Raw genomic sequence first — 25,771 nt, 5'->3', positions numbered from 1 at the left:
CTACGCCTCCGGAGGCATCGGCCATGTCGGAAATAAAAGCGACGGCGGCGATCTCGCCGGAGATCGCCAGCCAGCGCCGTGCGGCCTGGGCGCTCGTCATGCCGGCGACGCTGTTCTTCCTCGTGCTGCTCGCGGTGCCGCTCGTCCTGACGTTCGTGTTGAGCCTGCGTGGCTTCGATGCGAACCTGGGCGGCATACTGCCGACGATCTCGCTGCAGCACTATGCCGACATTCTCACAGACAGTTATTTCTACGAGATCTTCCTGCGCACATTGCTGCTCTCGGTCGGCGTGACGCTGCTCTGCGTGCTGGTCGGTGTGCCCGAAGCGTACTTCCTGTTCCGCATGCGCGATCCGTGGCGCTCGCTCTGCCTGGTGCTCGTGCTCGGGCCGCTTCTTATCTCGGTCGTTGTGCGAACGTTGGGTTGGTCGATCCTGCTGGGCCGCGAGGGGCTGGTGAACGTAGTGCTCATGAAGCTCGGGCTAATTGGACATCCCTTGCAGATGCTCTTCACGATGGGCGCGGTCACGGTGGCGCTGGTGCATGTGCTGGTGCCGCTCATGGTGCTCTCGGTGTGGACATCGCTCACCCGGCTCGATCCGGCGGTCGCGCATGCGGCGCGCTCGCTCGGGGCAGGACGTGCGACGGTCATGTGGCGGGTGGTGTTGCCGCAGATCACGCCGGGCATTCTCTCCGGCAGTCTGATCGTCTTCGCGTTGACGGCGAGCGCCTTTGCAACGCCGGCGCTCATCGGGGGCCGTCGCCTCAAAGTGGTGGCGACCACCGCTTACGACGAGTTCCTCGGTTCGCTGAACTGGCCGCTGGGGGCTGCGATTGCCATCGTGCTGCTGATCGTGAACGTGGCCATCATCACCGGGTACAACCGCGCCATCGAGCGGCGCATCACGCGCCGTCTGGGCTGAGGGGAAGGCAGATGAATCAACAAGACTCTCGGTACGACCGCAATGGCGTGGGGGCGATCGCGTTTCACGTCGTATTTCTCGTCTTCATCCTCGCGCCGCTGGTCGTGGTGTGTCTGGTCGCTTTCACGCCGGACGACTTCCTTTCCATCCCGACGCGGCACTTTTCGGTGCGCTGGTTCGCGTCGCTCATGAACGATGAAGACTTTCTGTCGGCACTGCGCACGAGTCTGTGGCTGGGCGTGACGTCGGCCACCGTGTCGACGGTGTTGGCCGTGCCGGCGGCGATGGGGCTGGCGCGCTTTCGCTTCCCGGGGCGCGACGCGATCAATTCGTTCCTGCTCTCGCCGTTGATGATTCCGCCGGTGGTGCTCGGCATTGCGTTCCTGCGGCTGTTCACGTTGATGGACATGGGCGGCTCGTTCGTGAGCCTCGTCGCTTGCCACGCGCTGCTGATCTTCCCGTATGCGCTGCGCCTGATCATGGCGGCGCTCGTGGGGCAGGCCGACGAAGGCGAACGCGCGGCGCGCTCGCTCGGCGCCGGACGCTGGACGACGTTTCGCCGCATCACGCTACCGGCGATCCTGCCGGGACTGGCGGGCGGCTGGGTGCTCGCTTTCATCAACAGTTTCGACGAACTGACGGCCACGATCTTCGTGACGGCGCCCACCACGATCACATTGCCGGTGCGCATCTACATGAACATGAGCGAGACGGTGGACCCGAGTGTGGCCGCCATCTCCACGCTGCTCATCGGGCTGACGTTGGCCGTGATGCTGATCCTCGATCGCGTCTACGGGCTGAACAAGGTTCTGATCGGAAATCACTAAATCATGCAAAAAACATACGATATCGCCGTCATCGGCGGCGGCCTCGTCGGCATGGCGATTGCCTACGGGCTTGCCAAGCGCGGGCAACGCGTCGTCGTGTGCGATGGCGAAGACAACTCGCTGCGTGCCGCACGCGGCAACTTCGGGCTGGTCTGGGTGCAAGGCAAAGGCGGCACGTGCACGAACTATGCCCGCTGGTCGCTGCACTCGGCCAACCTGTGGCAGAACCTGGCCGACGAGCTGTTCGCACGCACCGGCGTCTCCATCGGCTTTCAGCGGCCCGGCGGCTTCAACATCGCCCAGACGCCGGAGGAGCTGGCCAGCAAGGTCGAGAACATGCGCAAGCTGCAGGAAGCCGAACCGACCCTCCGGTACGAAGTGCTCGATCACAAGGCGCTTGCCGAGCGTCTGCCGGCCATCGGCCCCGACGTGGTGGGCGCCATCTATTCGCCGAACGACGGTCACGTCAGCCCGCTGTATACGCTGCGTGCACTGTTCGCCGCGTTCGAGCAGGCGGGCGGCGAGTATGCGCCGAACCTGCGCGTGACCGATATTCGTCAGACGGGCAGTGCGTTTCGCGTGAGCATGGGCGATGTGTCGCTGGAAGCGGGCCGCGTCGTGCTTGCGGCCGGTCTGGGCAATCGCGATCTCGCGCCGATGGTGGGACTGCGCGCGCCGGTCAAACCGTTGCGCGGCCAGATCATCGTGACCGAGCGCGTCAAGCCGTTTCTCGACTATCCGACCATCTACGTGCGTCAGACCGTCGAGGGCTCGGTCATGCTCGGCGACTCGGCCGAAGACGTGGGATTCAACGACGGTGTGACGCCCGACGTGCTCGCCGACATCGCCCGGCGCGGCATTGCGCCGTTCCCACTGCTCAAGAACGTGCGCGTGGTGCGTGCGTGGGGGGCGTTGCGGGTGATGACGGACGACGGTCTGCCGATTTACGAGGCCTCCGAGGCCTGTCCGGGCGCGTTCCTCGCGACCTGTCACAGCGGCGTGACGCTCGCCGCTGCACATTGTGAAACCCTCGCGCCGTGGATTCTCGGCGCGCCGCGTCCCGCGCTTCTGGATCATTTCTATGCCAAACGTTTCGCTGCTTAAGTCGCTGGCGCGCAAGGATGGCGCGACGGTGAAAGTGTTTATCGAGGGCACGCCGGTCGACGTGCCGAGCGACATGAATGTGGCTGCCGCGCTGCTCTTCGTGGGCGTGACAGCGTGTCGGACCACGCCGGTCACCGGCAGCGATCGCGCGCCGTTCTGCATGATGGGCGTGTGCTTCGATTGTCTCGTCGAGATCGATGGCGTGCCCAATCGGCAGGGGTGCATGACACCGGTGCGCGAGGGCATGCAGGTGCGTCGAATGAACGGTGCGAGGAGTGTCGAATGAGCACGAAAGTCGTGGATTTGTTGGTCGTCGGTGCCGGGCCTGCGGGATTGGCGGCGGCGCTCGAAGCGAAGCGTCATGGGCTAGAGCCGCTGGTCGTCGATGAGAATGGTTTGCCCGGCGGGCAGATTTATCGCAGCGTGAGCCGTTCGCCGCTGGCTGACCCGGGCGTGCTCGGGCCGGACTATCTTCGTGGGCGTGGGCTCGTCGACGCCTTTACGTCGGCCGGTATCGCTTATTGGCCGCAGACGCTCGCGTGGCAGATCGGCGCGGACAGACGTGTGTCGGTCACGCGCCAGGGCGCGGGCGGCGGAACGCTGCAGATCGAAGCCGGCGCCATCGTGCTCGCTGGCGGCGCGCAGGAGCGACCGTTCCCGATTCCCGGCTGGACGTTGCCCGGCGTGATGGGCGTGGGGGCGGCGCAAACGTTGCTCAAGGCGTCGGCGCTGGTGCCCGGCTCCCCGGCGGTGCTCGCCGGCTGCGGCCCGTTGCTCTATCTGTTTGCCTGGCAGCTCATCAATGCCGGCGTGCCGGTACGCGCCATTCTCGACACGGCCGAGGCAAGCGGGCGTCGCGAGGCATTGCGCCACGCGGGCGGGGCGTTGCGTGCGCCGTCGTATCTGATGAAGGGTTTCAAGCTGCTGCGCGCCATTCGTGCAGCGGGCGTGCAGCACGTCAAACATGTCGAAGCGCTGCGCGTGCTTGGAACCACGCATGTCGAGGGCATCGAGTATGTCGTGGGCGGGCGTACCGAGCGCATCGACACGTCGCTGGTGTTACTGCATCAAGGCGTGATTCCGAACACGCAGGTCACGCGCTCGATCGGGTGCGAGCATGCGTGGGACGACGCGCAACTGTGTTGGCATCCGAAGACGGACGCCTGGGGCGAGACGAGCCTGCCGGGCATTTTCGTCGCGGGGGACGGTGCGGGTATCGCCGGTGCGCTTGCCGCCGAACCGTCGGGACGACTCGCTGCCGTGCAGGTCGCAGTGAAGCTCGGCAAGCTCGACGCCGCGAAGCGCGACTCGCGCGCGCTGTCTCTGCGCCGTGAGCTGACGACGCATACGGCGATCCGCCCGTTCCTCGATGCGCTGTACCGGCCGGCCGAGGCGTTTCGCGTACCGGCCGACGACAGCACCATCGTGTGCCGCTGCGAGGAGGTGACGGCGGGCGACGTGCGGCGCATGGCGGGCTTGGGCTGTGTCGGTCCGAATCAGACGAAGAGTTTTTCGCGTTGCGGCATGGGGCCGTGTCAAGGCCGGTTCTGCGGCTTGACCGTGGCCGAACTGCTGGCGCAATCGCAGGGTTGTGCGGTGCCGGAGGTCGGATACTATCGCATCCGTCCGCCGATCAAGCCGGTGACGTTGGGCGAGTTGGCCACCGTGGTCGACGGCGCCGACATCCTGAGCGAACGTGCAGGCTTTCCCAAGTAGGTGAGGGGGCTCACGCCGCCCACCCGCTACTTTTTTGATTCTTTTGGAGATGTAGTTAATGAACGATATTCAACGCCATCACACGAACGCACGGATGAGCCGTGTCGTGGTGCATAACGGGACGGTCTACATCGGCGGCCAGACCGCGGACGATCGCAGTCAGGACATCACCGGGCAGACGCAACAAGTGCTCGCAAAGATCGATGGCTATCTGAAGGACGCCGGCATCGACAAGTCGCGTCTGCTCTCGGCGCAGGTCTGGGTGAAGGACATCGAGGCCGACTTCGCCGGCATGAACGCCGTGTGGGATGCGTGGACGAGCCCGGGCAACACGCCGACGCGCGCCACGGTGGAGGCGCGTCTGGCAGCCCCCGATCTGCTCGTCGAAATTGCCGTGATCGCCGCTGCCAAGTAATCGGCGATCACCGCACAGTGTGCGAACGAAAGGCCCGCGAGTGTTGAATTGAACCCAAAGAATCGGACATGGATCCGACGCTTTGAGTTCAGTTCAGTGTTCGCGGGCCTTTTGGTTTATTCCGGCACCGCCATCGACGCCGGTGCGCAGTACGTGGACTTCTTCCATTGCAGCCCGATCAGGCAAACCAGCGACACGGCGGCAAGGGCGCTGTAGAACAGTGCCAGCGGCCACCACTGTCCGGGCCACGCGTGGGCCAGCACGGTGCCGATCAATGGCGTCAGACCGCCGGCGATCGCCGCGCAGCACTGGTACGACAGTGAAATGGCGGAGTAGCGATAGCGTACGTCAAACGCTTCGGTCATGAGCCCAGCCATCACGGCATACGAACCCGACATGCATACCACCGCAATCCCGATGCCGATGACGATGGCCACGGGCCGACCCGTCGACACCAGGGCGAACATGGGATACGGCGACAGCATCGCGAGTCCGGCGGCCCACGCGAGAAACTTGACCGGCCCGACGCGCTGCGCGATCCACCCGGAAAAGAGCTGGTTGAAGAAGTGAACGAACGCCACCACGAACAGGCAGTCCAGGATCATCTCGCGGCTCAACCCAAGCGTCTGGGTGGTGAAGCTGAGCATGAACGTGTTGAGGAACCATGCGCCGGCCACGCCGATCACGTTCGCGCCGAGGCAAAGCAGTACGGTGCCCCATGCGTTGCGCAACACGTCGACGATCGGAAGGCGCGCAGGCTTCTCCCGTTCGATGGCTGCCGTGAACTCCGGGGACTCCGATACGCTCGCGCGGATGAATACACCAATGACGAGCAGTACCGCGCTGGCCAGGAAGGGCAAACGCCAGCCCCAGCCCATCAGCGTTTCGCGCGGAAGATGTCCCACCGTCTTGAAAGCGAGCAGCGCGAGAATCAATCCGGCGGGGCTGCCGAGCTGAGCGAATGACGCAAGGAAGGTGCGCTTGCGTTGCGGCGCGTGCTCGCCCGCCATCAGCACCGCGCCGCCCCATTCGCCGCCGATCGCAATGCCCTGGGCGATGCGCAGCACGACGAGAAGCGTGGGCGCCAGTACCCCGACGCTCGCGTAAGTCGGCAAGAAACCGATGCCGACCGTGCCGATCCCCATGATCGCCAGCGTGGCGACCAAGGCTTTCTTTCGGCCGATCCGGTCGCCGATGTGGCCAAAGATCAAGCCCCCGAACGGACGCGCGAAGAACCCGACCGCAAACGTGCCGAACGATGCCAGCGTGGCGTAGAACGGATCGCCTTGCGGGAAGAAAAGCTTGTTGAAGATGAGCGCCGACGCCATCGCATAGATATAGAAGTCATACCATTCGATGGTGGTGCCGACGAAAGCGGCGAAGGCGGCACGGCCCGGCTGACGCGCCGGGCTGCCCTGAGCGTGGTTCTGCATGAAATGTCTCCAGGTAGGGATGGCCGGTCTCGATTGCCGGCTTGTTTCGAATGGGGGCTTCGAATGTGTGTTTCGGTTGATCGGTCAGCGCGTTCAGCCTTTGAGTACCCCGGCGTCAAACAAACGCTGCTGCGTTGTTGCGTCGACACCGAGCGCGTCAAGCACGGCCCGGGTATCGCCGCCGAGGGTGGGCGGTGGCGTGCGATACGTCGCTGGCGTTCGCGAGAGCTTGATCGGGGTGCCGGTGCCGCGATACGCGCCGATTTCGACGATCAGTTGGCGGTGGTGCGTATGCGGGTGCCGGGCGACGGCATCGACGGTTTGCACCGGCCCGCACGGCACGCCGCCACGAATCAGCTCGGCCGCGAGCGGCTCGCATGCATGGGCTTGCAGAAGCATTTCCAGGATTTCCTTCAACTCGCGGCGATGTTCGCAACGACTGCGGTTGTCCACGAAACGCGCGTCTTCTGCGAGTTCCGGCGCGTTCAGATGCGACACCAGCTTCGCGAACTGCCGGTCGTTGCCGACAGCGAGAAAGATGGGCTCGGTCGCGGTTCGGTAGCTGTCGTACGGCGTGATGTTCGGATGAGCATTGCCGCTGCGTTGTGGCGTGCGGCCGTTGCCGAAGTAGTTGGGCAAGTGCGGATGCAGCAACGAGACCGCACAGTCGTACAGCGCGATATCGAGCGACTGACCCCGACCGCTCTTTTCGCGTTCCGCGAGCGCCAGCAGAATGCCCGACAGCGCATTGAGCCCGGTGACCATGTCCACCACCGGAAGACCGACGCGAAGCGCGGGTCCTTCACTTTCGCCATTCACGCTCATCAACCCCGCCATCGCCTGAATGGCCGCGTCGTAGCCGGGCAGGCCGCCGAGGGTGCCGTCCGGCCCGAAGCCCGAGATCGCGCAGTGAATCAAGCGCGGATAGCGCTCGGAGAGCCTGGCGTATTCCATCCCCCAACGCTCGAGCGTGCCGGGTTTGAAGTTCTCCACGAGCACGTCGGCGCCGTCGAGTAGCTGCCACAGCACCTCGCGACCTTCCTCGCGGGACAGGTCGACGCAAATCCCCTGTTTGTTCCGGTTGACCCCCACAAAGTACGAGGCGGTCTCGCCGACGAAGGGAGGGCCCCAGCCGCGCGTTTCGTCGCCGCCCGGGGGTTCGAGCTTGATCACTTGGGCACCGTGGTCAGCGAGCGCCTGCGTGCAGTACGGGCCGCCCAACACCCGGCTCAGGTCGATGACGCGTAGTCCCTGAAGGGCGCCGGTCACACGAGCGGCGCTCATCGTGCACCGCCTTCATGCGTGGGCATGAGCGACATCGCGGCGTCGAGGGACATGGGCGTTTCGTCGACCAACTGACGAAGCAGCGAAGCGTTGTCGCGCACATCCTTGGGCGCGAGCGGGTCGCGCGGCAGCAGCTTGTGTTCGGCGATGAGGTGGGCAAGGGCAAGGCGGCGAAAGTCGGGGGCGAGGCGCGCCGCTTCCGTCGCCATGAACACTGCCGAGGTCGCGTTGTACACGGCGCTTGCCGCCTCGCGCACGTTCTCGTCGCGGCCGCACTCCGCCACGTTGTCGAGCGCGGCGCTGGCGCGCTCGAACACGGCGCGCAACAATGCGACGGTTTCCGGCGGCAAGGCGGCATCGTCGAGCAGCGCATGGAGGTACTCGCCGAGCGACGCCAGCGCACCTTCACGCCGTGTTGCCCGTGCCACGTCCAGCGCAACGATGTTGCTCGTGCCCTCCCAGATGGATCCCAGATGCGCGTCGCGCACGAGTCGCGGGTCGGCCCACTCCTCGATATAACCCACGCCACCACGCACTTCCATCGCATCGCCCGTGGCCTTGCGAGCGTCGCGGCACGCGCGCAGCTTCACGAGCGGGGTGAGGATGCGCACGCATTTGGCTGCCAGCACGTCGCCGCGGTCGGCGCGGGGAAGGAGCGTGGCGATTTGCATGAACATCGATCGCGCCTGTTCCGCCGGCAGCATGATCTTCAGCAACTGCCGCTGCATCAGCGGCATCTCGATGAGCTTGCGACCGAAGGCCGAGCGGTGCCTTGCCACATGAAGCGCCTCGGTGAGGGCGCGGCGCATCAGGCCCGCCGCACGTACGCCGTTGGACAGCCGCGACATGTTGATCATGTCCGCCATCTGCTGGAAGCCGCGGCCCACTTCGCCGATGAGATAGGCCTCTGCACCGTCGAGCACGATTTCGCCGCTTGCCATCGAGCGGCTGCCGAGTTTGTCTTTCAACCGAACGATCTGATAGCGGTTGCGCGTGCCGTCTTCAAGCACCTTCGGGAGCAGGAACAGCGCCAGTCCCTTCATGCCTTCGGGCGCGTCGTCCGGACGGGCGAGGACCATGGCCAGGTCGGCATCGGCGTTCGAGCAGAACCACTTGTCGCCGGTCAGCTTCCACACCTCATTGCCGTGGGCGTCGACGCCGCGGGTCGCGCGCGTCACGGTGCGACCGGTATCGGAGCCTGCCGCCTGCTCCGTCATGAACATCGCGCCCTGGAAGAGCGTGTCGAAGTCCTGCGACACGAGCCTCGGCAGATAGCGGTCCACGAGTGCCTTCGCGCCGAACTTGCGCAACGTGCGCGTGAGCGAATCGGTCATGCTGACCGGGCAGCAGAGACCGAATTCGGCCTGGACGAACAGGAAGGTGAGCGCGTACTTGACGAGCGGCGGCGGTGCGTCGCTGCGATGACTCATCGAGGCGAGGCCGAGTTCGCTGTATGCCACGCGTTCGAGCGCGACGTAATCGGGGTGTTTCTCGATATGTTGGATGGCCTCCCCGCGGCGCGTGCGCTGGCGAAGCGAGGGCGGATTGTGGTCGGCAGTCGTCGCCCACGCGTCGAGTTCGTCGGACGCGCGTTGTCCCAGTTCGACGAGTCTGTCCGCGACCCCATGGAACACCGTCTCGCCCAGGTAGCTCTTGAGCAGCGCGCCGAACGACGGGTCGCTGAGGAAGAAATTGATGCCGCGGCTATCGGGGATGTTGGATGTCTCGGGCGCTTGCCGAAGTTCGAGCATTGACTGTCTCCTGGATTATCGTGCGGCGCCTCGGCACCGTACCTTCTTGGAGGCCAGCGTACGATTCAGTCCGATAATCGTCCAATACAATTGATGGCACGTACGATAAGATCTATTTATCGTTATCCTGAGGCGCAATCATGGAACTGAGGCAGCTCAGATACTTCGTCGCGGTCGCGGAGGAGTTGCATTTCGGCCGGGCGGCGCGTCGCCTCTTCATCTCCCAACCCGCATTGAGCTTCGACATTCGCCGCTTTGAGGAGCAACTCGGCGTCAAGCTGCTTGAGCGGAGCAACAAATCGGTGGCGCTGACCAATGCCGGGCAAGTGCTGTTGGGCGAAGCCCGGCGGCTGTTGCAGCAGGCGGAGGACGTGGCCAAGGTCACGCTGCAGTCCGCGCACGGGCTGGCGGGACGCCTGCGCATTGGGTTCGTCAATTCGATGCTCTACCGGGGGCTACCGGAAGCCGTGCAACAGTTCGAGTCGGCGCATTCGTCGGTGGAGATTGTGCTCAAGGAGATGAATACGGCGGAGCAGGTGCGAGCGTTGCAGCAGTTGCAGATCGACCTGGGATTTGCCCACTGGGGACACTTCCCCGCCGAGGTCGCGACGCAGGTGTGGATGTCGGAGGCGTTTCTTTGTTGCCTGCCCGTCGATCACAAGCTGGCGAAGAGGCAGCGCATCGACTTGCGTCAACTGTCGGACGAGCCGTTCATCCTGTTCCCGCGCACGGTGTCGCCGCATTACCACGACCAGATCATTGCCACGTGTGTGGAGGCGGGTTTCAGTCCTCAGATCCGACACGAAGCACGGCTGTGGCAAACGGTCGTGACGATGGTCGAATTTCAGATGGGGGTCGCGCTGGTGCCGGAAGCCTTGGCGCGCACCCGGTCTCAGCGGGCCGTATTCATCCCGCTCGCGCGAAACACGTTCTCCTCGCAAATTCTGCGTTTGACGCGCGCCGGCAGCCAACTGGATCTGACCGAGCGCTTTCTCGCCGCGCTCACGACCGACGATCGATCAAAGGCACGTTGAATCGCTGCCCCCCAAACCGATCGGCGACGACCAACCGGCTTGACCTGTTTGTAACACCCCACGCCTAGGGGTTTCCCATGATCTTGACTTCGCGTTTTCTTTCGCCAATACTTTGTCCGTACAAAGTAATAAACACCGAACAAAGTCGGCGAACCCGGCCAAGCGATCGAATTCAGGAGGAGGGAGACATGGACGCACTGCAACCCCAAGCGGAGACCACGCGCCGCATTCGTGCGAGCTACGGGCGCTATCTCGAGGAGTTCGAGGTTGGCGATATCTATGAGCACCGCCCCGGGCGCACCATCACCGAGGCCGACAACATTCACTTCTCGCTGCTGACGATGAATTTCCATCCGATGCATTGCGATGCCGCTCACGCGGCCAAAAGCGAATTCGGTCAACTGCTCGTCAATAGCGGGCTGACCGTCGCCATCGTGCTCGGCATGACCGTCAACGACGTGAGCGGCAAGGCCATCGCCAATCTCGGCTGGAAAGAGATCAAGCTCACCGCTCCGGTGTTCTGCGGCGACACGCTTTACGCCGAATCGCAAGTCCTGGAAAAGCGGGAATCGCGCTCGCGTCCCACGCAAGGTATTGTCACCGTGCACACGCGGGCCTTTAACCAGAACGGCGTGCAGATCATGGAATTCGTGCGCAGCGCGCTGATTCCGAAGCGCGGCCACGGCGTCGGCGACTGAGCCTCGCAGTTCACGTTACACGGTACGTCTCAATCGATATAACGCGCAGGGCGCCGATGCGCTCGGCACCCGCAGCACGGCTCGCTGTGACGGCACGGCGATGGAGGCAAGGATGCAAGGCAACATCCGGCAAGGCGATGCAATGCCGATACCCGACGCCCTCGGTCAACCCCGAGACGTCGGCCCGACCGCAAGCCATTCCACACCACCTACCGACGGATCCGGGCGGGTCGACGCGACCAGCGCCGCGCGCTGGGTCGATCAGTTCGGCTCGGCGCCGCTGAGCCCAGTGCATGCGATCGCCCTTGCCAACGCCGCACATGGCATCACCGACGCCGTCGCCCGCGCAGCTCGCGCGCTCGACTGGCTGACGCCCGACGCCTTCGACGCCACGCTGCGCCAGCAGGAGACATGCGATGCGCACGCTGCACGTTGAGGCACCGGTCTCTGCAACGGCCTCGGCTCCGGGCCGCGAGATGTCCGACGCCACTTGCGTTGAACGAACAGCCGTGGCGCTCGACGCTGCGGGTGTCGCCGGTCTGACGGGCGGCTTCGTCCGCCTGCGTGGCGACGCAGCGCTCGACCAGGCGCGCGCCGTCGACAACGCGATCCGTGACGACGTCACGCTGCCCAACAGCCGCGTGCTGGGGGCGACCCTCGCGCACAAGGACATGTTCTTCCGCGCCGGCGAGCTGTGCGAATGTGGCAGCCGCATCCTCGCTGGGCATCGACCGTTGCATACGGCCACCGTACTCGCGCGCCTCGATGTGGCAGGCGCGGTCGATCTCGGTGCGCTGCACATGGCCGAATTCGCCATGAGCCCGACAGGCTTCAACGCGCACCTCGGGCATGGTCGCAACGCCTGGTCGCCGGATCACGTCAGTGGCGGGTCGTCCAGCGGTAGCGGCGTGGCCGTCGCACGCGGTTTAGCGTTCGCCGCGCTCGGCTCCGATACCGGCGGCTCCGTCCGGATTCCCGCCGCCGTCAACGGCGTCACAGGCATCAAGCCGACCCAGCACGCCGTCTCGACCTACGGCGTGATGCCGCTGTCGCCAAGCCTCGATTGTGTCGGCGTGCTGGCGCGCACCGCGGCCGACGCGGCGGCAGTGCTCGAAACCGTCTGGGGACCCGATGTCAATGATCCTCATTGCCTGGTCAGCGGTGCGCGCGATTTCACGACCGGGTTGGCACGGCCATTGGGCGAGCGCGACGTCGTCGCGGTGCCCGAGTTCGACACCACGGCACCGATCTCCGACGAAATCCGTGCCGCCGTTGCACGGGTGACGCAAGCGCTCGAAGCCTGCGGCGCGACGGTTCGCAAAGTCCCGCTGCCCGATCTGCGCGAAGCCGGCGCGCTTGCCACGTTGGTGCTGGGCGCCGAGGCCGCCTCGATCCACGGTGAATGGCTGCGCGCGCGGCGTGACGAGTATGGCGAGCAGGTCTTGCGCCGTCTGGCGCGCGGCCTCCTGTATCCGGCGACTCGTTATGTCGACGCGCTGCGCCTGCGTGCCGGCTACACACAGTTCTTCGTCGAGCGCTATCTGGCAGGTGCGCAAGCCCTGCTGCTGCCCACGTTGCCCTATGCGGTGCCGACCATTGCCGAGACGCTCGACGGCGATGCGGACGAGATCGAACGACGCTTCGGTGATTTTTCGTACTGGACGCGCGGCATCAACTACCTGGGGCTGCCGGCGGTTGCCGTCCCGGCAGGCCGTACGCAGAACGGATTGCCGACCGGGGTTCAGTTGATCGGTCGCGCCTGGCGTGAAGACGTGCTGCTGCGTCTCGCGCATCAGTTGCAACAACAGACAGACTGGCACCTGCCATCGGTGGACCGTACTGGGCCGATCGACCGCGCAGCGAGGCCGGCACGTCGTGATTCGGCGGGGTCGTCAGTGTCACAGTCGGCGATGGACAGGAAGCGGTAACGCAAGCCAGGAACGATGACGCCATCGTTCGCCGCAAGTCAATTTTTGCTCGCATCACGTTCGCTTCAGACGAATGGATGCCACCAACGTTCAGGAGACAACCGTATGAACGCAACCTCCGTCAACGCTGGGGCCCGGCTCGACCGGCTTCCCCTGGCGAGGTTTCACTGGAAGATTCTCGGACTCATCAGTGGGGGGGCGCTGCTCGACGCCTTCGATGTCTACCTCGCCGCCGGCGTGCTCGCGGCGCTGGTCAAGAGCGGCTTCTCGACGCTGCAGCTCAACGCGGCCTTCATCTCAGCCACCTTCTTCGGCATGCTGATCGGCTCCGCGCTGGCCGGCTACGTCGGCGATCGCTTCGGTCGACGCTATTCCTACCAGATCAACCTCGCCGTGTTCGGTGTCGCGTCGCTGCTGGCCTGCTTCGCGCCGAACATGGCCACGCTGATCGTGCTGCGTTTCGTCATGGGCCTCGGTCTCGGTGCCGAGCTTGTCGTGGCTGCCGGTACGTTGTGCGAATTCGTGCCACCCGCCTATCGCGGACGCTGGATCTCGCTGATGGGGCTCATCATCAACTCGGGCCTGCTGATCGCCACGAGTGTCGGGTATGTCGTGATCCCGAACTTCGGCTGGCGCTGGATGTTCGCCATCGCAGGCGCGGGCGCCATCGCCATCTGGATCATGCGCAAGCGCATGCCGGAATCGCCGCGCTGGCTCGAATCGATGGGCCGCACCCAGGAGGCGGAAGCCACGCTCGCCGAGATCGAGGGCCAAGTGAAGCGACAGTACGGCACGCTGCCACCGGTGCCGCCCGCCCAGCCGGTGATGGCGCGCAACGTGCCCCTGTCAGTGCTGTTCTCGAAGCCCGTCATTGGCCGCACGCTCACCGCCGCGCTTACCTGTGTTGCCATCAATGTCGCGGTGTATGGCTTCGTCGCCTGGCTGCCGACCTTCTTCGTCAAGCAGGGCCTGACGGTGGTGCAGTCGCTCGGATTCACCACGCTGATGGCCTTTGGCGCCCCGGGCGGTGCGTTGGTCGGCTACCTGCTCGGCGATCGCCTTGGACGTCAGCGCGGACTCGTGCTGTTCTCGGCGGCCACGATCGTGCTCGGCTTCCTGTATCCGCAAATGCGTGATGCGGTGTCGATCTCGGTCGTCGGCTTCTGCCTGGTCACGTCGATCTATACGGTCGTCACGCTCGGTCTGTATGGCTATATCCCCGAGTTGTTCCCAACGGCGTTCCGTCTGCGTGGCACAGGCTTTGCCGGCGTGTGCGGCCGTGCGGCATCGATGAGCACGCCGTATCTGGCGGTGGCCCTGTTCCAGCATTTCGGCATCTCCGGTGTGCTGGCGATGGTGAGCGGCGTGCTTGGCCTGCTGATCGTCGCGCTGCTGGTGCTGCGCGTGGAAACGAATCAACAGTCGCTCGAAGATATCGGTATCCCTAACGACGCCAGTCTCGGCGGCGCCGCGACAACGCGTGTCATGCATGCCGAGCGCTAGCCTCAACACCTTGCATCCGGTCAAGAAGGAGACAGAATGACTTCAGACGTGAACACCTCCCCCCAGGGGATCTCGGCGACGCTGGCCTCGTTCGCCCTGGGCCTTTCGCTCGACGCCGTGCCGACGGTCGTGCGCGAACGCGCCAAGCACTTGCTGCTCGACGCGATCGGCCTGGCCTATGCGTCGCAGCCGGCCGACTTCACCCGGGTCGCGCTCGAAGGTCTCACGGCCCTGAGCGTCGGAGACAAACCGGGCGCGACGGTGATCGGCCGTGGCCATCGCCTCAACACGCGCGACGCGATGGTCATGAACGGCGTGCTCGTCCATGGTCTGGACTTCGACGACACGCATTCGCGCGGCGTGATCCATGCCACTGCGAGCGTGTTGCCGTGCGTGTTTGGCGTGTCGGAGATGCGCGGTGCCGATGGTCCGCAGATGCTGGCGGCTTACATCGCCGGCATGGAAGCGGCCACGCGCATCGGCTCGGTGGCGAAGGGTGGCTTTCACCAGGTGGGTTTCCATCCGACCGGTGTCGTGGGGATCTTCGGCTGCACGCTGGCGGCCTCACGCCTGCTGGGCCTGACCGCGCAACAGACCGCAATGGCGCAGGGCATCGCGCTGTCGATGGCCAGCGGCAGCCTCGAATTCCTGCAAGACGGCGCCTGGACCAAACGCTTGCATCCGGGCTGGGCAGCGCAGTCGGCGTTCACCGCGGCGACCCTGGCCGCGCATGGTTACATCGGTGCGTCGGCACCGTACGAAGGACGCTTCGGTCTGTTTTCGAGCTACCTTGGTGACCAGAGCGACAATGCCGATCTGTCGCTCGCGACCGACGGCCTGGGCGAGCAATGGCAGATCGAGGAAGTGGCGATCAAGCCGGTGCCGGCCTGCCATTTCACGCACGCGTTCGCCGACGCCGGCACGGCGTTGCACAAGGTATGGCAGCAACGAGGCGCGAAGATCAGCGAACTGGGCGATCACGTCGAGCGCATCCGCGTGAAGGTGCCCGAGGCGGTCGTCAAGACCGTGTGCGAGCCGGTGGCCAACAAGCGCCGTCCGGCCAACAGCTACGACGCGCAGTTCAGCGTACCTTATGTGGTATCGAGTGCCTTGATCAAGGGCCACTTCACGCTCGACGAACTCGAACCGGCGGCGCTGCGCAACGACGCGGTGCTCGCGCTGGCCGCCAAGGTCGAGTATGAGATCGACCCGGCCAGCACCTTCCCGCGCCACTACACAGGGGAAGTCGTGCTGGAACTGCGCGACGGCAGCACGCTCGCGCACCGCGAGGCGATCAATCGCGGCAGCGCGGATCGTCCGCTCAGCAATGAGGAAATCGTGGAGAAGTACGTCGCCAACGCCGCGCGGGTGCTGCCGCAGGCACGCGTGGACAAGGTGCGCGAGACCGTGCTCTCGCTCGACCGCCTGTCCGCGGGCACCCTGCATGCCGTACTCGGCGAGTCGGTCTAGGCCGCGAGTGAATGTCTGGAGATAGTGAGATGACGCAAGTGGAAAGCAACACCGCAGGGCAAGGCGAGGACGATGCGCTGATCCTCGACATGCTCGACCGCTTCCTCAAGGTCGAGGTCAAGCCTTACGTGCATGCGCTGGAGAAAGCCGACGAGTATCCCGCCGAGATCGTCGAGCAGATGAAGGAGATGGGGCTGTTCGGTTGCCTGATCGCGCCCGAGTATGGCGGATTGGGGCTGTCGACCCGAATCTACGCACGCATGATCGAGCGCATGTCGGCGGTGTGGATGTCGCTCAGCGGCATCGTCAATTCGCATCTGATCATGGCGATGACGGTGCAGCGCAACGGCACACCGGACCAGAAGGCGGCCTTCCTGCCGCGCTTCGCCACTGGCGAGCTGCGCGGCGGCATTGGCCTGACCGAACCGGATTGCGGCACCGATCTGCAGGCGATCCGCACGACCGCCACGCGCGACGGCGATCATTACGTGGTCAATGGCGCCAAGACCTGGATTACCAACAGCCTGTACGGTAATTGCCTGGTGCTGCTGGTCAAGACCGATACGACGGCACAGCCGCGACATCGCGGCATGAGCCTGCTGATCGCGGAGAAGGGACCCGGCTTCGAAGTGAGCCGCAAGCTGGAAAAGCTCGGATACAAGGGCATCGATACTTGCGAACTCAACTTCGACAACTACCGCGTGCCGGTCGATCGCCTGATCGGCGGCGAGGAGGGGCGTGGCCTGAAGCAGATCCTGAGCGGGCTGGAACTGGGTCGCATCAACGTCGCGGCGCGCGGTCTCGGCATCGCGGTGGCGGCACTCGACGCCTCGGTCGCCTACAGTCAGCAACGCAAGACCTTCGGCAAGCCGATCTGCGAGCATCAGGCGATCCAGCTCAAGCTCGGCGAGATGGCCACGCGCGTGCATGCCTCGCGGTTGCTCGTCGATGCGGCGGCGCAGGCGTATGACCGCGGCGAACGCTGTGACATGGAAGCCGGCATGGCGAAGTACTTTGCCACCGAGGCGGGCGTCGAGAACAGCACCGAGGCGATGCGCATCCACGGTGCGTATGGCTATTCGAAGGAATTCGACATCGAGCGACTGTATCGCGATGCGCCGCTGCTCGTGATCGGCGAGGGCACCAACGAGCTGCAACGCATCATCATCGCGAAGCAACTGATCGAGAGGAATCCGGTATGAGCCTGCCACTGTCCGGACTGCGGGTGATCGCAGTCGAGCAATACGGTGCCGGTCCGTTCGCCACGCAGCATCTGGCCGATCTCGGCGCCGACATCATCAAGATCGAGAACGCGAAGGACGGCGGCGACGTCGGCCGCGCGGTCGGCCCGCACTTCTTCGGCGAGGGCGACAGCCACTTCTACGAAGCGTTCAATCGCAACAAGCGCAGCATGGCGCTCGACCTCAAGAGCGCCGAAGGCCGCGAGATTCTGCTCAAGCTGGTCGAGTCGGCGGATGCCGTGTTCGACAATCTACGTGGCGATCTCCCCGTCAAGCTCGGCCTCGACTATGCGTCGCTGGCGCGCGCGAACCCCGCGCTGGTATGCGTGCACTTGTCGGCTTACGGCCGCACCGGTTCGCGCAAGGCGTGGCCCGGCTACGACTACCTGATGCAGGCCGAGGCCGGCTATCTGTCGCTCACGGGCGAGCCGAACGGTCCGCCCGCGCGCTTCGGCCTGTCGATCATCGACTTGATGACCGGCACGACCGCCTCGATGGCGTTGCTCGCTGGCGTGCTCGAAGCACGCAAGACGGGCACGGGGCGCGACCTCGATGTCAGTCTGTTCGACGTGGCGCTGCATAACTTGGCCTATGTGGCGACGTGGTACCTGAACGGCGGACACATGACGCGGCGCGAACCGCGTTCGAGCCATCCGTCGCTCACGCCCAGCGAGTTGTACCGCACGCGCGACGGCTGGATCTTCCTGATGTGCAACAAGGAGAAATTCTGGGGTGTGCTGGCGCAGGAGATCGGCAAGCCGGAATGGATCACCGACCCCGAGCTTTGCAACTATGCGGCGCGCCTGAAGCATCGCAACCGCGTGCGTCGCGAACTCGACGACGTGTTGATGACCGAGGACACGGCGACGTGGATGCAGCGCTTCGCGGGCAAGGTGCCGGCGGCGCCGGTGCACGATGTCGCGCAGGCGCTCGACAATCCGTTCGTGGCCGAGCAGGCGCGCGTGATGGACTTCGAGCACCCTGAGCATGGCCCGATCAAGGGCGTGGCGTCGCCGGTGCGCATCGACACACCGCTGCCGGCACGCGCGGCGCCGCGAATGGGCGAGCATACGGACGAGGTGCTGCGCGAAGCCGGGTTCGGCGACGACGCGATTGCTTGGCTGCGCGAACAAGCTGTGGTGCAATGACACCATTACTCCTCACCGGCAACGCCGACCACGCGCATGACCCCATTGCTTAACCAGCAGCCACGCTATCTTCAGCTCGCGCAGACGCTGATCCACGAGATCCGCGATGGTCGATACGCGGTCGGTGACTTCCTGCCGACCGAGTTCGATCTGTGCGAGCAGTTCGGTGCCAGCCGTTTCACGGTGCGCGAGGCGGTCAAGCGCCTGGTGCAGATGGGGCTGGTGGATCGACAGCCCGGCGTCGGCACGCGCGTGTTGGCGCGCGAGGCGGTCAGCGGCTACCAGCAGGTGATGCGGCAACTGGGCGACTTGCAGCAATATACGGCCGACACCGAGCTGGAGATCCTCGCGCGCGATCTGGTCGAAGTCGACGAGACACTGGCGCCGGTGCTGCGCGCCGGTAATGGTGAGTCGTGGCTGCATCTATCGGCGCTGCGGCGCAGTGGCGGCGAGCCGGACCCCATTTGTGTCAGCGACATCTATATCCATCCGGCGTTTCGTGCGCTGGAGGGGATCGCGGACAGTTCGCACGTGCCGATCTACACGCTGATCGAAGAGCAGTTCGGTGAGAAGATCGCGGCGGTGCAGCAGGAGATTCGGGCCACGCTCATCACGCCGGCGCAGGCGCGCTGGCTCAACGTGAAGCCGAAGTCGGCGGCCTTGTGGATTTGCCGGCGGTATCTGAATCGCCGTGAGGAAATCGTCGAGGCGGCGATCAGCATTCACCCGGCCGACCGCTTCAGTTATTCGGAAACATTTCAACGCGACTGGCGCGCCGCCTCCTGACACCCCGTCAATGCGTCGGGAAGGGCGCCCGCGCAAAGGGGCACCCATGAACGCTGTATCCACGTATCTGTTCGTTCCCGGCGACCGTCCGGATCGCTTCGACAAGGCGCTCGCCACCGACGCGGCACGCGTGATCCTCGATCTCGAGGACGCCGTTTCTCCCGACAACAAACAGACGGCACGCGACGCGCTGTTTCAATGGCTGGCGCAACACGGTGAAGACGCGCGTGTATTGGTGCGCATCAATGGCGTGCATACGCCCTGGCACGCCGACGATCTGCGATTGGCCGAAATGCCGGGCGTCGCGGGGATCATGTTGCCAAAGACGGAGCGGGCCGACGAGCTGCAGTCGTTGCGCGCCCGCTTGCGCGAGGCGCAGACGCTTTATGCGCTGATCGAGACGGTCGACGCGGTGGTGCGTTTGCGCGAAATCGCGGGGGCGCCGGGGGTGACGCGCCTGGCATTCGGTACGGTCGACTTCTGCGCGGACGCCGGCATCGGCGACGACGGTGCCGCGCTCGATGCGATTCGCACGCAGTTCGTGATCGAGTCACGCTATGCGCGGTTGCCGGCGCCCATCGATGGGGTGACCGTCGCCATCGGCGATGACGACGCGTTGAGAGCCGATGTGCGCCATTCACGCGCGTTTGGTTTCGGGGCAAAGCTTTGTATTCACCCGAGGCAAGTCGGGATCGTGCGCGATGGTTTCCTGCCGACGCAACAGGAAGCCGAGTGGGCGACGCGGGTGCTCGATGCGGTCGCCACGGGAGGCGCAGGCGCGATCGCCGTGGACGGCAAGCTCGTTGACCGGCCGGTTGTGGAACGTGCCAAGGCGATCGTGGCGCAGCTGGCTTAGGGGCCGCGCCAAAGGCGCCAGTTGGCCCCAGGTTCAATGGCGCTCCGAAAACATCGTCATCCGCTTCAGAATCCACGTCAGCAACGTTTCCGCCGCCGCCGAAAGCGGACGACGAGATTTCACCAGCACCCGCGCCTTCGCTGCTTCGAAGAGGGGGTGTGCAATGGGCAGTGCCACGAGTTCGCCGGCATCGATTTCGCGGTACACGGAGAAGGCGCCGATCAGCGTCGCGCCTTCTCCGCGAGTCACGAAGTGGCGTAGTACCTGAAGCGAGTTTGTGGTCAGCGTTCGGCGGATGTCGACGTTTTCCGTGTAAGCCAGCATCTCGACAACCTGTCCAAGCCCGAATGCGGGCGGCATCAACGCCAACGGATATTGCAGCATTTCCTCGATGGTGACGGTCCCGCCTCGCAGTGCGAGCGGATGCCGGGTATTGACGAGCAGCACGATCGGCTGCGACGACGTCGCGCGGAATTCAATCTCCGGATGCGCGGGAGGGTTATAGGCCAGACCGATGTGCGCGCGGCTCTGCGCCACCTCCTCCAGCACGTTGTTGACCGGCAGGATATCGACGATCACGTCGAGACCGGGGAACTGCATGCAGAAGTCGTTGAGCACCTCTTCCATCAGGCCGTCGATGTAACCCTCGCTGATCGCAAGCCGGACATTGCCCCGCTTCAAACCGCGCAGCGCCTCAAGCCGATCTTCGAACTGCTCCTGTTGCGACTGGCATCCCCGCCAATATTCGAGGAGGTGCATGGCCGCTTCGGTCGGCCGGACACCCCGCGCACGCCGCTCGAAAAGCGGTGCGCCAATCTCGTCCTCGAGCAGCCGGATTTGCCGAGTGATCACCGACGCCGCCGTATTGAGGCTGTCGGCTGCCGCGCGGATCGAGCCGTGCGTAAGCACTTCGTGAAAATACCGCAAACGCCGTTGATTCAGTTCGCGCACCGTGTCCGTCCTCGGTTAAGTGTTGCCAAATGAGCAACGATAACCGACTTAGGTTGCTCTTGCTCTTCGGTTTTTGGCTGTTAATGATGAATTCATCCTAAGCACACCGGAGAACGCTCTTGTCCGCTATTCCTTCCACGCCTCTCACTGAGCGGCACGCGGCGCTGTATCGCAAGTTGAACTGGCGGCTGCTTCCGTTTCTGCTGCTTTGCTACACGTTCGCGTACCTCGACCGGGTGAATATTGGTTTCGCGAAGCTTCAGATGCAAAGCGATCTGGGCTTCTCCGATGCCGTGTACGGTCTCGGCGCGGGCATTTTCTTCCTCGGCTATGTGTTGTTCGAAGTCCCCAGCAATCTCCTCTTGCCGAAGGTGGGCGCGCGCAAAACCATCAGCCGGATCATGGTGTTGTGGGGAGTGACGTCGGCGTCGATGGTGTTCGTGCGTTCGGAGCCGATGTTCTACACGATGCGGTTTCTGCTCGGCGTCTTCGAGGCGGGATTCGCACCCGGCATGATCTTCTACTTGACCTATTGGTACGGTCGCGCGCGCATGGCGCAGGTCATGGCGATTGTCATGCTGGCAGGTCCGATCGGCGGCATGTTTGGCGGTCCCCTGTCGACGTGGATCATGACGGCGTTCTCCGGCGCGCACGGCCTTGACGGCTGGCAGTGGATGTTCTTGATCGAGGGATTGCCGTGCGTGGTGTTCGGCGTGCTCGCGCTGTTCGTGCTCGACGACCGGCCTGCCGACGCACGTTGGCTGAGCGCCGACGAGAAGCGCCTGCTCGCGTCGGAACTCGATGCCCGGGGCGGATCACATCATTCGTTCGCGCAGGTCGCCAAGGATCCGCGGGTCTATTGGCTCGCGTTGCCATACTTCTGCTTTATCTGCGGAATCTACGCAGTGAGCTTCTGGCTGCCGTCGATCATCAAGGCGGCCGGCGTGCGAGACACCCTGCAGATTGGCTTTTACTCGGCGATACCTTACGTCGCCGCGGCCGTCGCGATGCTGCTCGTCGGCCGCAGTTCCGATCGGCGCGGCGAGCGTCGTTATCACAGCGCAGTGCCCGCACTCATCGGTTCGGCGACGCTGGCGCTCGCCACGCTCTTCAGCAGCGATCTCGCGCTTTCGCTGACCTGCATGACGATTGCGACCGCCATGATGTGGGTCGCCTATACCGTGTTCTGGGCGATGCCGTCCGAATACCTCAAGGGCGACGCGGCATCGGGCGGCATTGCGCTCATCAACACCATCGGGCTGATGGGCGGTTTCCTGAGTCCGACGATCATCGGCTGGGCGCAGGGTGCGACCGGCAGTCTGCACGCCGGGCTGTACGTGATGGTCGCGCTGCTGGCCATCGGCGCAATCGTATTGATCGCGATGCGTCCGGCACGCACCACTTGACGTCTGCGATGCCTGTGACGCCTGTTACGCCCGATCCCGCCCCCACAATTTCATCAGAGGTCTGATTTTGTCCCGTACCCCTCCGACCATTTTGATCGCCGGTTTCCAACACGAAACCAATACCTTTGCGCCGTCGAAAGCCGCGTACGAGAACTTCGAGCGTGGCGAAGGCTTTCCGTCGATGTCGCGCGGCAGCGACGTACTCGCGCTGCGCGACGTCAACATTCCCGCCGGCGGCTTCATTCGAGCGGCGGAGGCTGCCGGATATGCGCTCTCGCCGGTCATCTGGGCAGGCGCGAGTCCGTCGGCGCACGTGACGCGCGACGCATTCGAGCGGATCGCGGGCGAAATCGTGGAGGCGGCGCGCACGCAGCGGTTCGATGCGGTGTATCTCGACCTGCATGGGGCGATGGTTGCCGAACATGTCGACGATGGGGAAGGCGAGCTGCTTGCGCGCGTACGCGAGGTCGTCGGCCCGAGCGTGCCTATTGTCGCGTCGCTTGATCTACACGCGAACGTCACCGAACGAATGTTGCGCAACGCGAATGCACTCGTCGCGTATCGCACGTATCCGCACGTGGATATGGCCGAGACGGGGGCGCGTGCGGCCGATCTGCTTGCACGGCTGATATCGGGAGAAGAGCTGCATCGTGCGTCGCGGCGATTGCCCTTTCTCATTCCGATCAATGGCATGTGTACGCTGCTCGAACCATCGCGCGGGATGTACCAGCGCGTCGGCGAGGCGGAAGTGGGCGATGTCGTATCGGCATCGTTCGCACCCGGGTTTCCGGCAGCGGATTTTCCTGAATGCGGTCCGGTGATTTGGGCGTACGGACATGCGGCCGACGCCACGGATGCTGCCGTCGACGCGCTTTATCGGCGCATGATCGACGAGGAGTCTGCGTGGCGCGTCACGTTCCTGTCCCCCGATGCCGCAGTGCAAGAGGCGATGCGATTATCCGAAGGGGCGAGTCGTCCGGTCGTCATTGCCGATACGCAGGACAATCCCGGGGCCGGTGGCGATGCCAACACGATGGAGATGCTGCGAGCGCTTGTTCGTCATGGGGCAAAGCGCGCTGCGGTCGGCCTGATATACGATCCGGATGCTGCGGCGTTAGCGCATCGCGCGGGCATCGGCGCGCAGATTGAGATGTCGTTGGGCGGGCAGTCGGGCGTGCCTGGCGACCAACCGTTCGTCGGCAAGTTCGAAGTCACGTTCCTCTCCGAGGGTCGGTGCCGCTATGACGGCCCCATGATGAACGGCATGCAAGCCGAACTTGGCCCGGTCGCGTGCTTGCGCATCGACGACGTGTTGATTGCGATCAGTTCCAGCAAGGCGCAGATGCTGGACCGCAATCTGTATCGCGTGGCGGGAATCCAGCCGGAGGAGATGCGGATCCTCGTGAACAAGAGCTCGGTGCATTTTCGCGCGGACTTCGAGCCAATCGCCGAGGCGGTGTTGGTGGCGAAGGCGCCGGGCCCCATGACCGCCGATCCCGCCGATTTGCCCTGGACGCGTCTCGCACCCGGCATGCGCACCCGGCCCGGCGGTGAGCCTTTTGGCGGGTAGCGTCGGCGCTACACATCAAATACCAGGACGTCTGGGCGGAAGGCGCCATGCACGACACCGTCGTTAGGCCAGCCTGACGGAGAAATAGGCGAGAGGCATAGGGAAGAGGGATAGTCGCCCATCCCGGACCATCGCTCGCCCTATGGCATCCGGGGCGACGGTCGCGGCGCCCAGTGAACCCGCCTCGGGTCTTCAGTGGCGTCGCCGCGTCGGATCATCTCGTCAATTTCAGCCCGCAATTGCTTGACGAGGACATCCACGGCCTCAAAGCATTTCCCGACGGAGGGCGCCACTTGTCGGTGCGCGACGATCCTGCGCCTATCGCGATAGCGTATCCACGCGATGTACCCGTGATGCTCAAGCTCGAGCGCAGCCTCGATGTGGACGGACCGATAGGTTTCGATGGTTCTCAGGTTCATGCCCCCTCCTGGTAAGTGCCGGGAAGATCTACGCGGCTTCGAGCTGGTGAATTTGCGTTCCCGCGTGAAGTCCCGCAATCAAGTCGCTCTCCGTAATCATTCCGATGACATGATTGCCGTCATCAACCACTGGAATATGGTGGTGCCCGGTCGTGGAGAACGTGGGCAGCAGGTCGAGAATGGAATCTGAGCCCTTTGCGGTACACACCTTGGTTGTCATCACCGAGCCGACCGATCGGGTGTTGTCCTTCCCGGGGAGAAGCCAACCGAGCGCGTTGCCAATGCTTTGCGGTCCGGCCGCACGTCCAAGCTCGCGATGGATGTCATACCGCGTCACGATGCCGACGATCCGATGATCGGTATCGCGTACCGGAAGCGCCTTGATGGCGTGACGCTCCAGCAACTTGAGCGCCACGGAGCAATCCGTCTCCTCGAGCACCGTCAATGGCGACTTCGTCATGATGTCCTGGCACGTCAGGCCGTGAAATGTACGGCGGCAGGCGGCGAGCTGGGTTTCTCGCAGGAGCGCCTCCAGGTCGTCGATGTCCACGTCGATGAATTCATTTCGACGCGCCAGCACGGCTTCCAGATCTTTACGCGTGAATCCGGCGCCGGTTTCCATCGAATCATCAGCCGATTCCGTCGCCTTGACCTTCACCACGCGATGCGGATAGCGGTGCCCCGTGAGCGAGTGATAAATGATGGCGAGAGACACCAGCACCGTCGACTGCAGGGCAACGGGGGCAATGGCGAAGGCATAGCCCATTCCATGGATGCCGGCCCCGCCGAACACGGCGGTCAGTGCCACGGCACCGGCGGGCGGATGCACGCAACGCGCGGCAAACATCGCCAGGATGGCCACGGAAACGGCGATTGCGCCGGCAATCGGCACATTCGTAATGACGATGCCGCACGTGACGCCGACAATGGCGGCGATGACGTTGCCGCCAATCACCGACCACGGTTGAGCGAGCGGGCTGGCGGGTACGGCAAAGAGCAGCACCGAGGAGGCCCCCATCGGGGCGATCAGCAGCGGAAAACGACTGGAGAATCCGGGGAATAGATGGATGGTCAGCCCGGCAATCGTCAGCGCTGCTGCTGCGCCCAAGCCAGAGCGCAGGCGTTCCCGTGCACTGAGGCCCGTGGCGTTCGGCAGAAACGCGCCTAACCATGCTTGCATCTGCTTTTGAGTCAACATACCCTTTCGAATTGTTATGGTGTGAAGGAAAAAGCGCCTCGCCGCACGAGTGACTTCGATCGGCTGGCCGTCCATGATTCTGCCTCTGCGCGTCAATAGAGTCCAAGACG

General features: G+C 64.4%; 24 protein-coding genes. 18 read left to right on the top strand and 6 right to left on the bottom strand.

The genetic code is table 11. The features are described 5' to 3' along the window. Window positions 1-23 precede the first annotated feature (23 nt). From PSO31014_RS03445 to PSO31014_RS03420, 6 genes are read left to right on the top strand one after another with little or no spacing between them, the layout of a single operon-like run. Window positions 24-923 (top strand): ABC transporter permease, encoded by a 900-nt coding sequence (locus tag PSO31014_RS03445; RefSeq protein WP_150550296.1) that lies wholly within the window; start codon window positions 24-26, stop codon window positions 921-923. A gap of 11 nt (window positions 924-934) precedes the next feature. Beyond that, window positions 935-1,750 carry an ABC transporter permease gene (locus PSO31014_RS03440; RefSeq protein WP_150550295.1) on the top strand — a complete coding sequence of 272 codons (816 nt, stop codon included), beginning with the start codon at window positions 935-937 and terminating at the stop codon, window positions 1,748-1,750. Continuing rightward, window positions 1,751-2,854 carry an NAD(P)/FAD-dependent oxidoreductase gene (locus tag PSO31014_RS03435; protein ID WP_425494843.1) on the top strand — a complete coding sequence of 368 codons (1,104 nt, stop codon included), beginning with the start codon at window positions 1,751-1,753 and terminating at the stop codon, window positions 2,852-2,854. Continuing rightward, complete coding sequence (locus PSO31014_RS03430) at window positions 2,832-3,140, top strand: (2Fe-2S)-binding protein (RefSeq protein ID WP_150550293.1); 309 nt, start codon at window positions 2,832-2,834, stop codon at window positions 3,138-3,140. The genes PSO31014_RS03435 and PSO31014_RS03430 overlap by 23 nt, the downstream gene beginning before the upstream one ends. Further along, on the top strand, window positions 3,137-4,570 hold the full coding sequence (locus PSO31014_RS03425; protein WP_150550292.1) for an FAD/NAD(P)-dependent oxidoreductase: 1,434 nt from the start codon (window positions 3,137-3,139) through the stop codon (window positions 4,568-4,570). The genes PSO31014_RS03430 and PSO31014_RS03425 overlap by 4 nt, the downstream gene beginning before the upstream one ends. A gap of 58 nt (window positions 4,571-4,628) precedes the next feature. Further along, on the top strand, window positions 4,629-4,985 hold the full coding sequence (locus tag PSO31014_RS03420) for a RidA family protein (protein WP_150550291.1): 357 nt from the start codon (window positions 4,629-4,631) through the stop codon (window positions 4,983-4,985). Between the two features lie 116 nt (window positions 4,986-5,101). Here the strand turns inward: PSO31014_RS03420 and PSO31014_RS03415 are convergent, their stop codons facing one another. The 3 genes from PSO31014_RS03415 to PSO31014_RS03405 all read right to left on the bottom strand — a co-directional run bounded on the left by PSO31014_RS03415 (window position 5,102) and on the right by PSO31014_RS03405 (window position 9,453). Beyond that, entirely contained in the window at window positions 5,102-6,418 is a 1,317-nt protein-coding gene (locus tag PSO31014_RS03415) for an MFS transporter (protein ID WP_150550290.1), read from the bottom strand. 93 nt (window positions 6,419-6,511) lie between these two features. Next, window positions 6,512-7,702, bottom strand: a complete 1,191-nt coding sequence (locus PSO31014_RS03410) for a CaiB/BaiF CoA transferase family protein (RefSeq protein ID WP_150550289.1) — start codon at window positions 7,700-7,702, stop codon at window positions 6,512-6,514. Continuing rightward, entirely contained in the window at window positions 7,699-9,453 is a 1,755-nt protein-coding gene (locus PSO31014_RS03405) for an acyl-CoA dehydrogenase family protein (RefSeq protein WP_150550288.1), read from the bottom strand. Before PSO31014_RS03405 ends, PSO31014_RS03410 begins: the two co-directional genes overlap by 4 nt. 140 nt (window positions 9,454-9,593) lie before the next feature. Here PSO31014_RS03405 and PSO31014_RS03400 point away from each other — a divergent pair, with 140 nt between their 5' ends. The 10 genes from PSO31014_RS03400 to PSO31014_RS03355 all read left to right on the top strand — a co-directional run bounded on the left by PSO31014_RS03400 (window position 9,594) and on the right by PSO31014_RS03355 (window position 20,117). Then, the gene (locus tag PSO31014_RS03400; RefSeq protein WP_150550287.1) at window positions 9,594-10,487 is read left to right on the top strand and encodes a LysR family transcriptional regulator; all 894 of its coding nucleotides are present in this window, start codon (window positions 9,594-9,596) and stop codon (window positions 10,485-10,487) included. Between the two features lie 188 nt (window positions 10,488-10,675). Beyond that, the gene (locus tag PSO31014_RS03395) at window positions 10,676-11,185 is read left to right on the top strand and encodes a MaoC family dehydratase (RefSeq protein WP_150550286.1); all 510 of its coding nucleotides are present in this window, start codon (window positions 10,676-10,678) and stop codon (window positions 11,183-11,185) included. Between the two features lie 112 nt (window positions 11,186-11,297). Beyond that, window positions 11,298-11,621: a hypothetical protein gene (locus tag PSO31014_RS03390; protein ID WP_150550285.1), complete on the top strand. Its 324-nt coding sequence runs from the start codon at window positions 11,298-11,300 to the stop codon at window positions 11,619-11,621. Further along, the gene (locus PSO31014_RS03385; RefSeq protein WP_150550284.1) at window positions 11,602-13,113 is read left to right on the top strand and encodes an amidase; all 1,512 of its coding nucleotides are present in this window, start codon (window positions 11,602-11,604) and stop codon (window positions 13,111-13,113) included. Before PSO31014_RS03390 ends, PSO31014_RS03385 begins: the two co-directional genes overlap by 20 nt. Before the next feature lie 105 nt (window positions 13,114-13,218). Further along, entirely contained in the window at window positions 13,219-14,616 is a 1,398-nt protein-coding gene (locus PSO31014_RS03380) for an MFS transporter (protein ID WP_150550283.1), read from the top strand. A gap of 36 nt (window positions 14,617-14,652) precedes the next feature. Then, on the top strand, window positions 14,653-16,086 hold the full coding sequence (locus PSO31014_RS03375) for an MmgE/PrpD family protein (protein ID WP_150550282.1): 1,434 nt from the start codon (window positions 14,653-14,655) through the stop codon (window positions 16,084-16,086). Window positions 16,087-16,115: 29 nt separating this feature from the next. Further along, a complete protein-coding gene (locus PSO31014_RS03370) occupies window positions 16,116-17,288 on the top strand; it encodes an acyl-CoA dehydrogenase family protein (RefSeq protein ID WP_150550281.1) in 1,173 nt (390 codons plus the stop codon). Continuing rightward, window positions 17,285-18,475, top strand: a complete 1,191-nt coding sequence (locus tag PSO31014_RS03365; RefSeq protein ID WP_150550280.1) for a CaiB/BaiF CoA transferase family protein — start codon at window positions 17,285-17,287, stop codon at window positions 18,473-18,475. Before PSO31014_RS03370 ends, PSO31014_RS03365 begins: the two co-directional genes overlap by 4 nt. Before the next feature lie 36 nt (window positions 18,476-18,511). Beyond that, on the top strand, window positions 18,512-19,261 hold the full coding sequence (locus PSO31014_RS03360) for a GntR family transcriptional regulator (RefSeq protein WP_017233440.1): 750 nt from the start codon (window positions 18,512-18,514) through the stop codon (window positions 19,259-19,261). A 46-nt stretch (window positions 19,262-19,307) separates the two neighbouring features. Next, on the top strand, window positions 19,308-20,117 hold the full coding sequence (locus PSO31014_RS03355; protein ID WP_150550279.1) for an HpcH/HpaI aldolase/citrate lyase family protein: 810 nt from the start codon (window positions 19,308-19,310) through the stop codon (window positions 20,115-20,117). Between the two features lie 33 nt (window positions 20,118-20,150). Here the strand turns inward: PSO31014_RS03355 and PSO31014_RS03350 are convergent, their stop codons facing one another. Continuing rightward, entirely contained in the window at window positions 20,151-21,068 is a 918-nt protein-coding gene (locus PSO31014_RS03350) for a LysR family transcriptional regulator (RefSeq protein WP_150550278.1), read from the bottom strand. Window positions 21,069-21,187: 119 nt separating this feature from the next. Between PSO31014_RS03350 and PSO31014_RS03345 the strand changes: the two genes are divergently transcribed. Both PSO31014_RS03345 and PSO31014_RS03340 read left to right on the top strand, forming a co-directional pair. Next, window positions 21,188-22,474, top strand: coding sequence for an MFS transporter (locus PSO31014_RS03345; RefSeq protein ID WP_150550277.1), 1,287 nt, complete (start codon window positions 21,188-21,190; stop codon window positions 22,472-22,474). A gap of 67 nt (window positions 22,475-22,541) precedes the next feature. Continuing rightward, window positions 22,542-24,044 carry a M81 family metallopeptidase gene (locus tag PSO31014_RS03340; RefSeq protein WP_246176201.1) on the top strand — a complete coding sequence of 501 codons (1,503 nt, stop codon included), beginning with the start codon at window positions 22,542-22,544 and terminating at the stop codon, window positions 24,042-24,044. A gap of 140 nt (window positions 24,045-24,184) precedes the next feature. Here the strand turns inward: PSO31014_RS03340 and PSO31014_RS03335 are convergent, their stop codons facing one another. Both PSO31014_RS03335 and PSO31014_RS03330 read right to left on the bottom strand, forming a co-directional pair. Beyond that, window positions 24,185-24,463, bottom strand: a complete 279-nt coding sequence (locus PSO31014_RS03335; RefSeq protein WP_150550276.1) for a hypothetical protein — start codon at window positions 24,461-24,463, stop codon at window positions 24,185-24,187. Between the two features lie 28 nt (window positions 24,464-24,491). Next, window positions 24,492-25,661 carry an HPP family protein gene (locus tag PSO31014_RS03330; RefSeq protein ID WP_150550275.1) on the bottom strand — a complete coding sequence of 390 codons (1,170 nt, stop codon included), beginning with the start codon at window positions 25,659-25,661 and terminating at the stop codon, window positions 24,492-24,494. Between the last annotated feature and the right edge of the window lie 110 nt (window positions 25,662-25,771).

The organism is Pandoraea soli (genome assembly GCF_902459595.1).
Classification (GTDB): Bacteria; Pseudomonadota; Gammaproteobacteria; order Burkholderiales; family Burkholderiaceae; genus Pandoraea; species Pandoraea cepalis.
This window is presented reverse-complemented; position numbering and strand designations above follow the sequence as displayed.

What these genes read in the sequence shown, in the direction of transcription:
- PSO31014_RS03380 (WP_150550283.1), top strand. Translation starts at nt 13,219, where the DNA reads ATGAACGCAACCTCCGTCAACGCTGGGGCCCGGCTCGACCGGCTTCCC.
- PSO31014_RS03430 (WP_150550293.1), top strand. Translation starts at nt 2,832, where the DNA reads ATGCCAAACGTTTCGCTGCTTAAGTCGCTGGCGCGCAAGGATGGCGCG.
- PSO31014_RS03385 (WP_150550284.1), top strand. Translation starts at nt 11,602, where the DNA reads ATGCGCACGCTGCACGTTGAGGCACCGGTCTCTGCAACGGCCTCGGCT.
- PSO31014_RS03365 (WP_150550280.1), top strand. Translation starts at nt 17,285, where the DNA reads ATGAGCCTGCCACTGTCCGGACTGCGGGTGATCGCAGTCGAGCAATAC.
- PSO31014_RS03395 (WP_150550286.1), top strand. Translation starts at nt 10,676, where the DNA reads ATGGACGCACTGCAACCCCAAGCGGAGACCACGCGCCGCATTCGTGCG.
- PSO31014_RS03355 (WP_150550279.1), top strand. Translation starts at nt 19,308, where the DNA reads ATGAACGCTGTATCCACGTATCTGTTCGTTCCCGGCGACCGTCCGGAT.
- PSO31014_RS03410 (WP_150550289.1), bottom strand. Translation starts at nt 7,702, where the DNA reads ATGAGCGCCGCTCGTGTGACCGGCGCCCTTCAGGGACTACGCGTCATC.
- PSO31014_RS03335 (WP_150550276.1), bottom strand. Translation starts at nt 24,463, where the DNA reads ATGAACCTGAGAACCATCGAAACCTATCGGTCCGTCCACATCGAGGCT.
- PSO31014_RS03420 (WP_150550291.1), top strand. Translation starts at nt 4,629, where the DNA reads ATGAACGATATTCAACGCCATCACACGAACGCACGGATGAGCCGTGTC.
- PSO31014_RS03405 (WP_150550288.1), bottom strand. Translation starts at nt 9,453, where the DNA reads ATGCTCGAACTTCGGCAAGCGCCCGAGACATCCAACATCCCCGATAGC.
- PSO31014_RS03445 (WP_150550296.1), top strand. Translation starts at nt 24, where the DNA reads ATGTCGGAAATAAAAGCGACGGCGGCGATCTCGCCGGAGATCGCCAGC.
- PSO31014_RS03370 (WP_150550281.1), top strand. Translation starts at nt 16,116, where the DNA reads ATGACGCAAGTGGAAAGCAACACCGCAGGGCAAGGCGAGGACGATGCG.
- PSO31014_RS03390 (WP_150550285.1), top strand. Translation starts at nt 11,298, where the DNA reads ATGCAAGGCAACATCCGGCAAGGCGATGCAATGCCGATACCCGACGCC.
- PSO31014_RS03440 (WP_150550295.1), top strand. Translation starts at nt 935, where the DNA reads ATGAATCAACAAGACTCTCGGTACGACCGCAATGGCGTGGGGGCGATC.
- PSO31014_RS03415 (WP_150550290.1), bottom strand. Translation starts at nt 6,418, where the DNA reads ATGCAGAACCACGCTCAGGGCAGCCCGGCGCGTCAGCCGGGCCGTGCC.
- PSO31014_RS03330 (WP_150550275.1), bottom strand. Translation starts at nt 25,661, where the DNA reads ATGTTGACTCAAAAGCAGATGCAAGCATGGTTAGGCGCGTTTCTGCCG.
- PSO31014_RS03360 (WP_017233440.1), top strand. Translation starts at nt 18,512, where the DNA reads ATGACCCCATTGCTTAACCAGCAGCCACGCTATCTTCAGCTCGCGCAG.
- PSO31014_RS03400 (WP_150550287.1), top strand. Translation starts at nt 9,594, where the DNA reads ATGGAACTGAGGCAGCTCAGATACTTCGTCGCGGTCGCGGAGGAGTTG.
- PSO31014_RS03375 (WP_150550282.1), top strand. Translation starts at nt 14,653, where the DNA reads ATGACTTCAGACGTGAACACCTCCCCCCAGGGGATCTCGGCGACGCTG.
- PSO31014_RS03425 (WP_150550292.1), top strand. Translation starts at nt 3,137, where the DNA reads ATGAGCACGAAAGTCGTGGATTTGTTGGTCGTCGGTGCCGGGCCTGCG.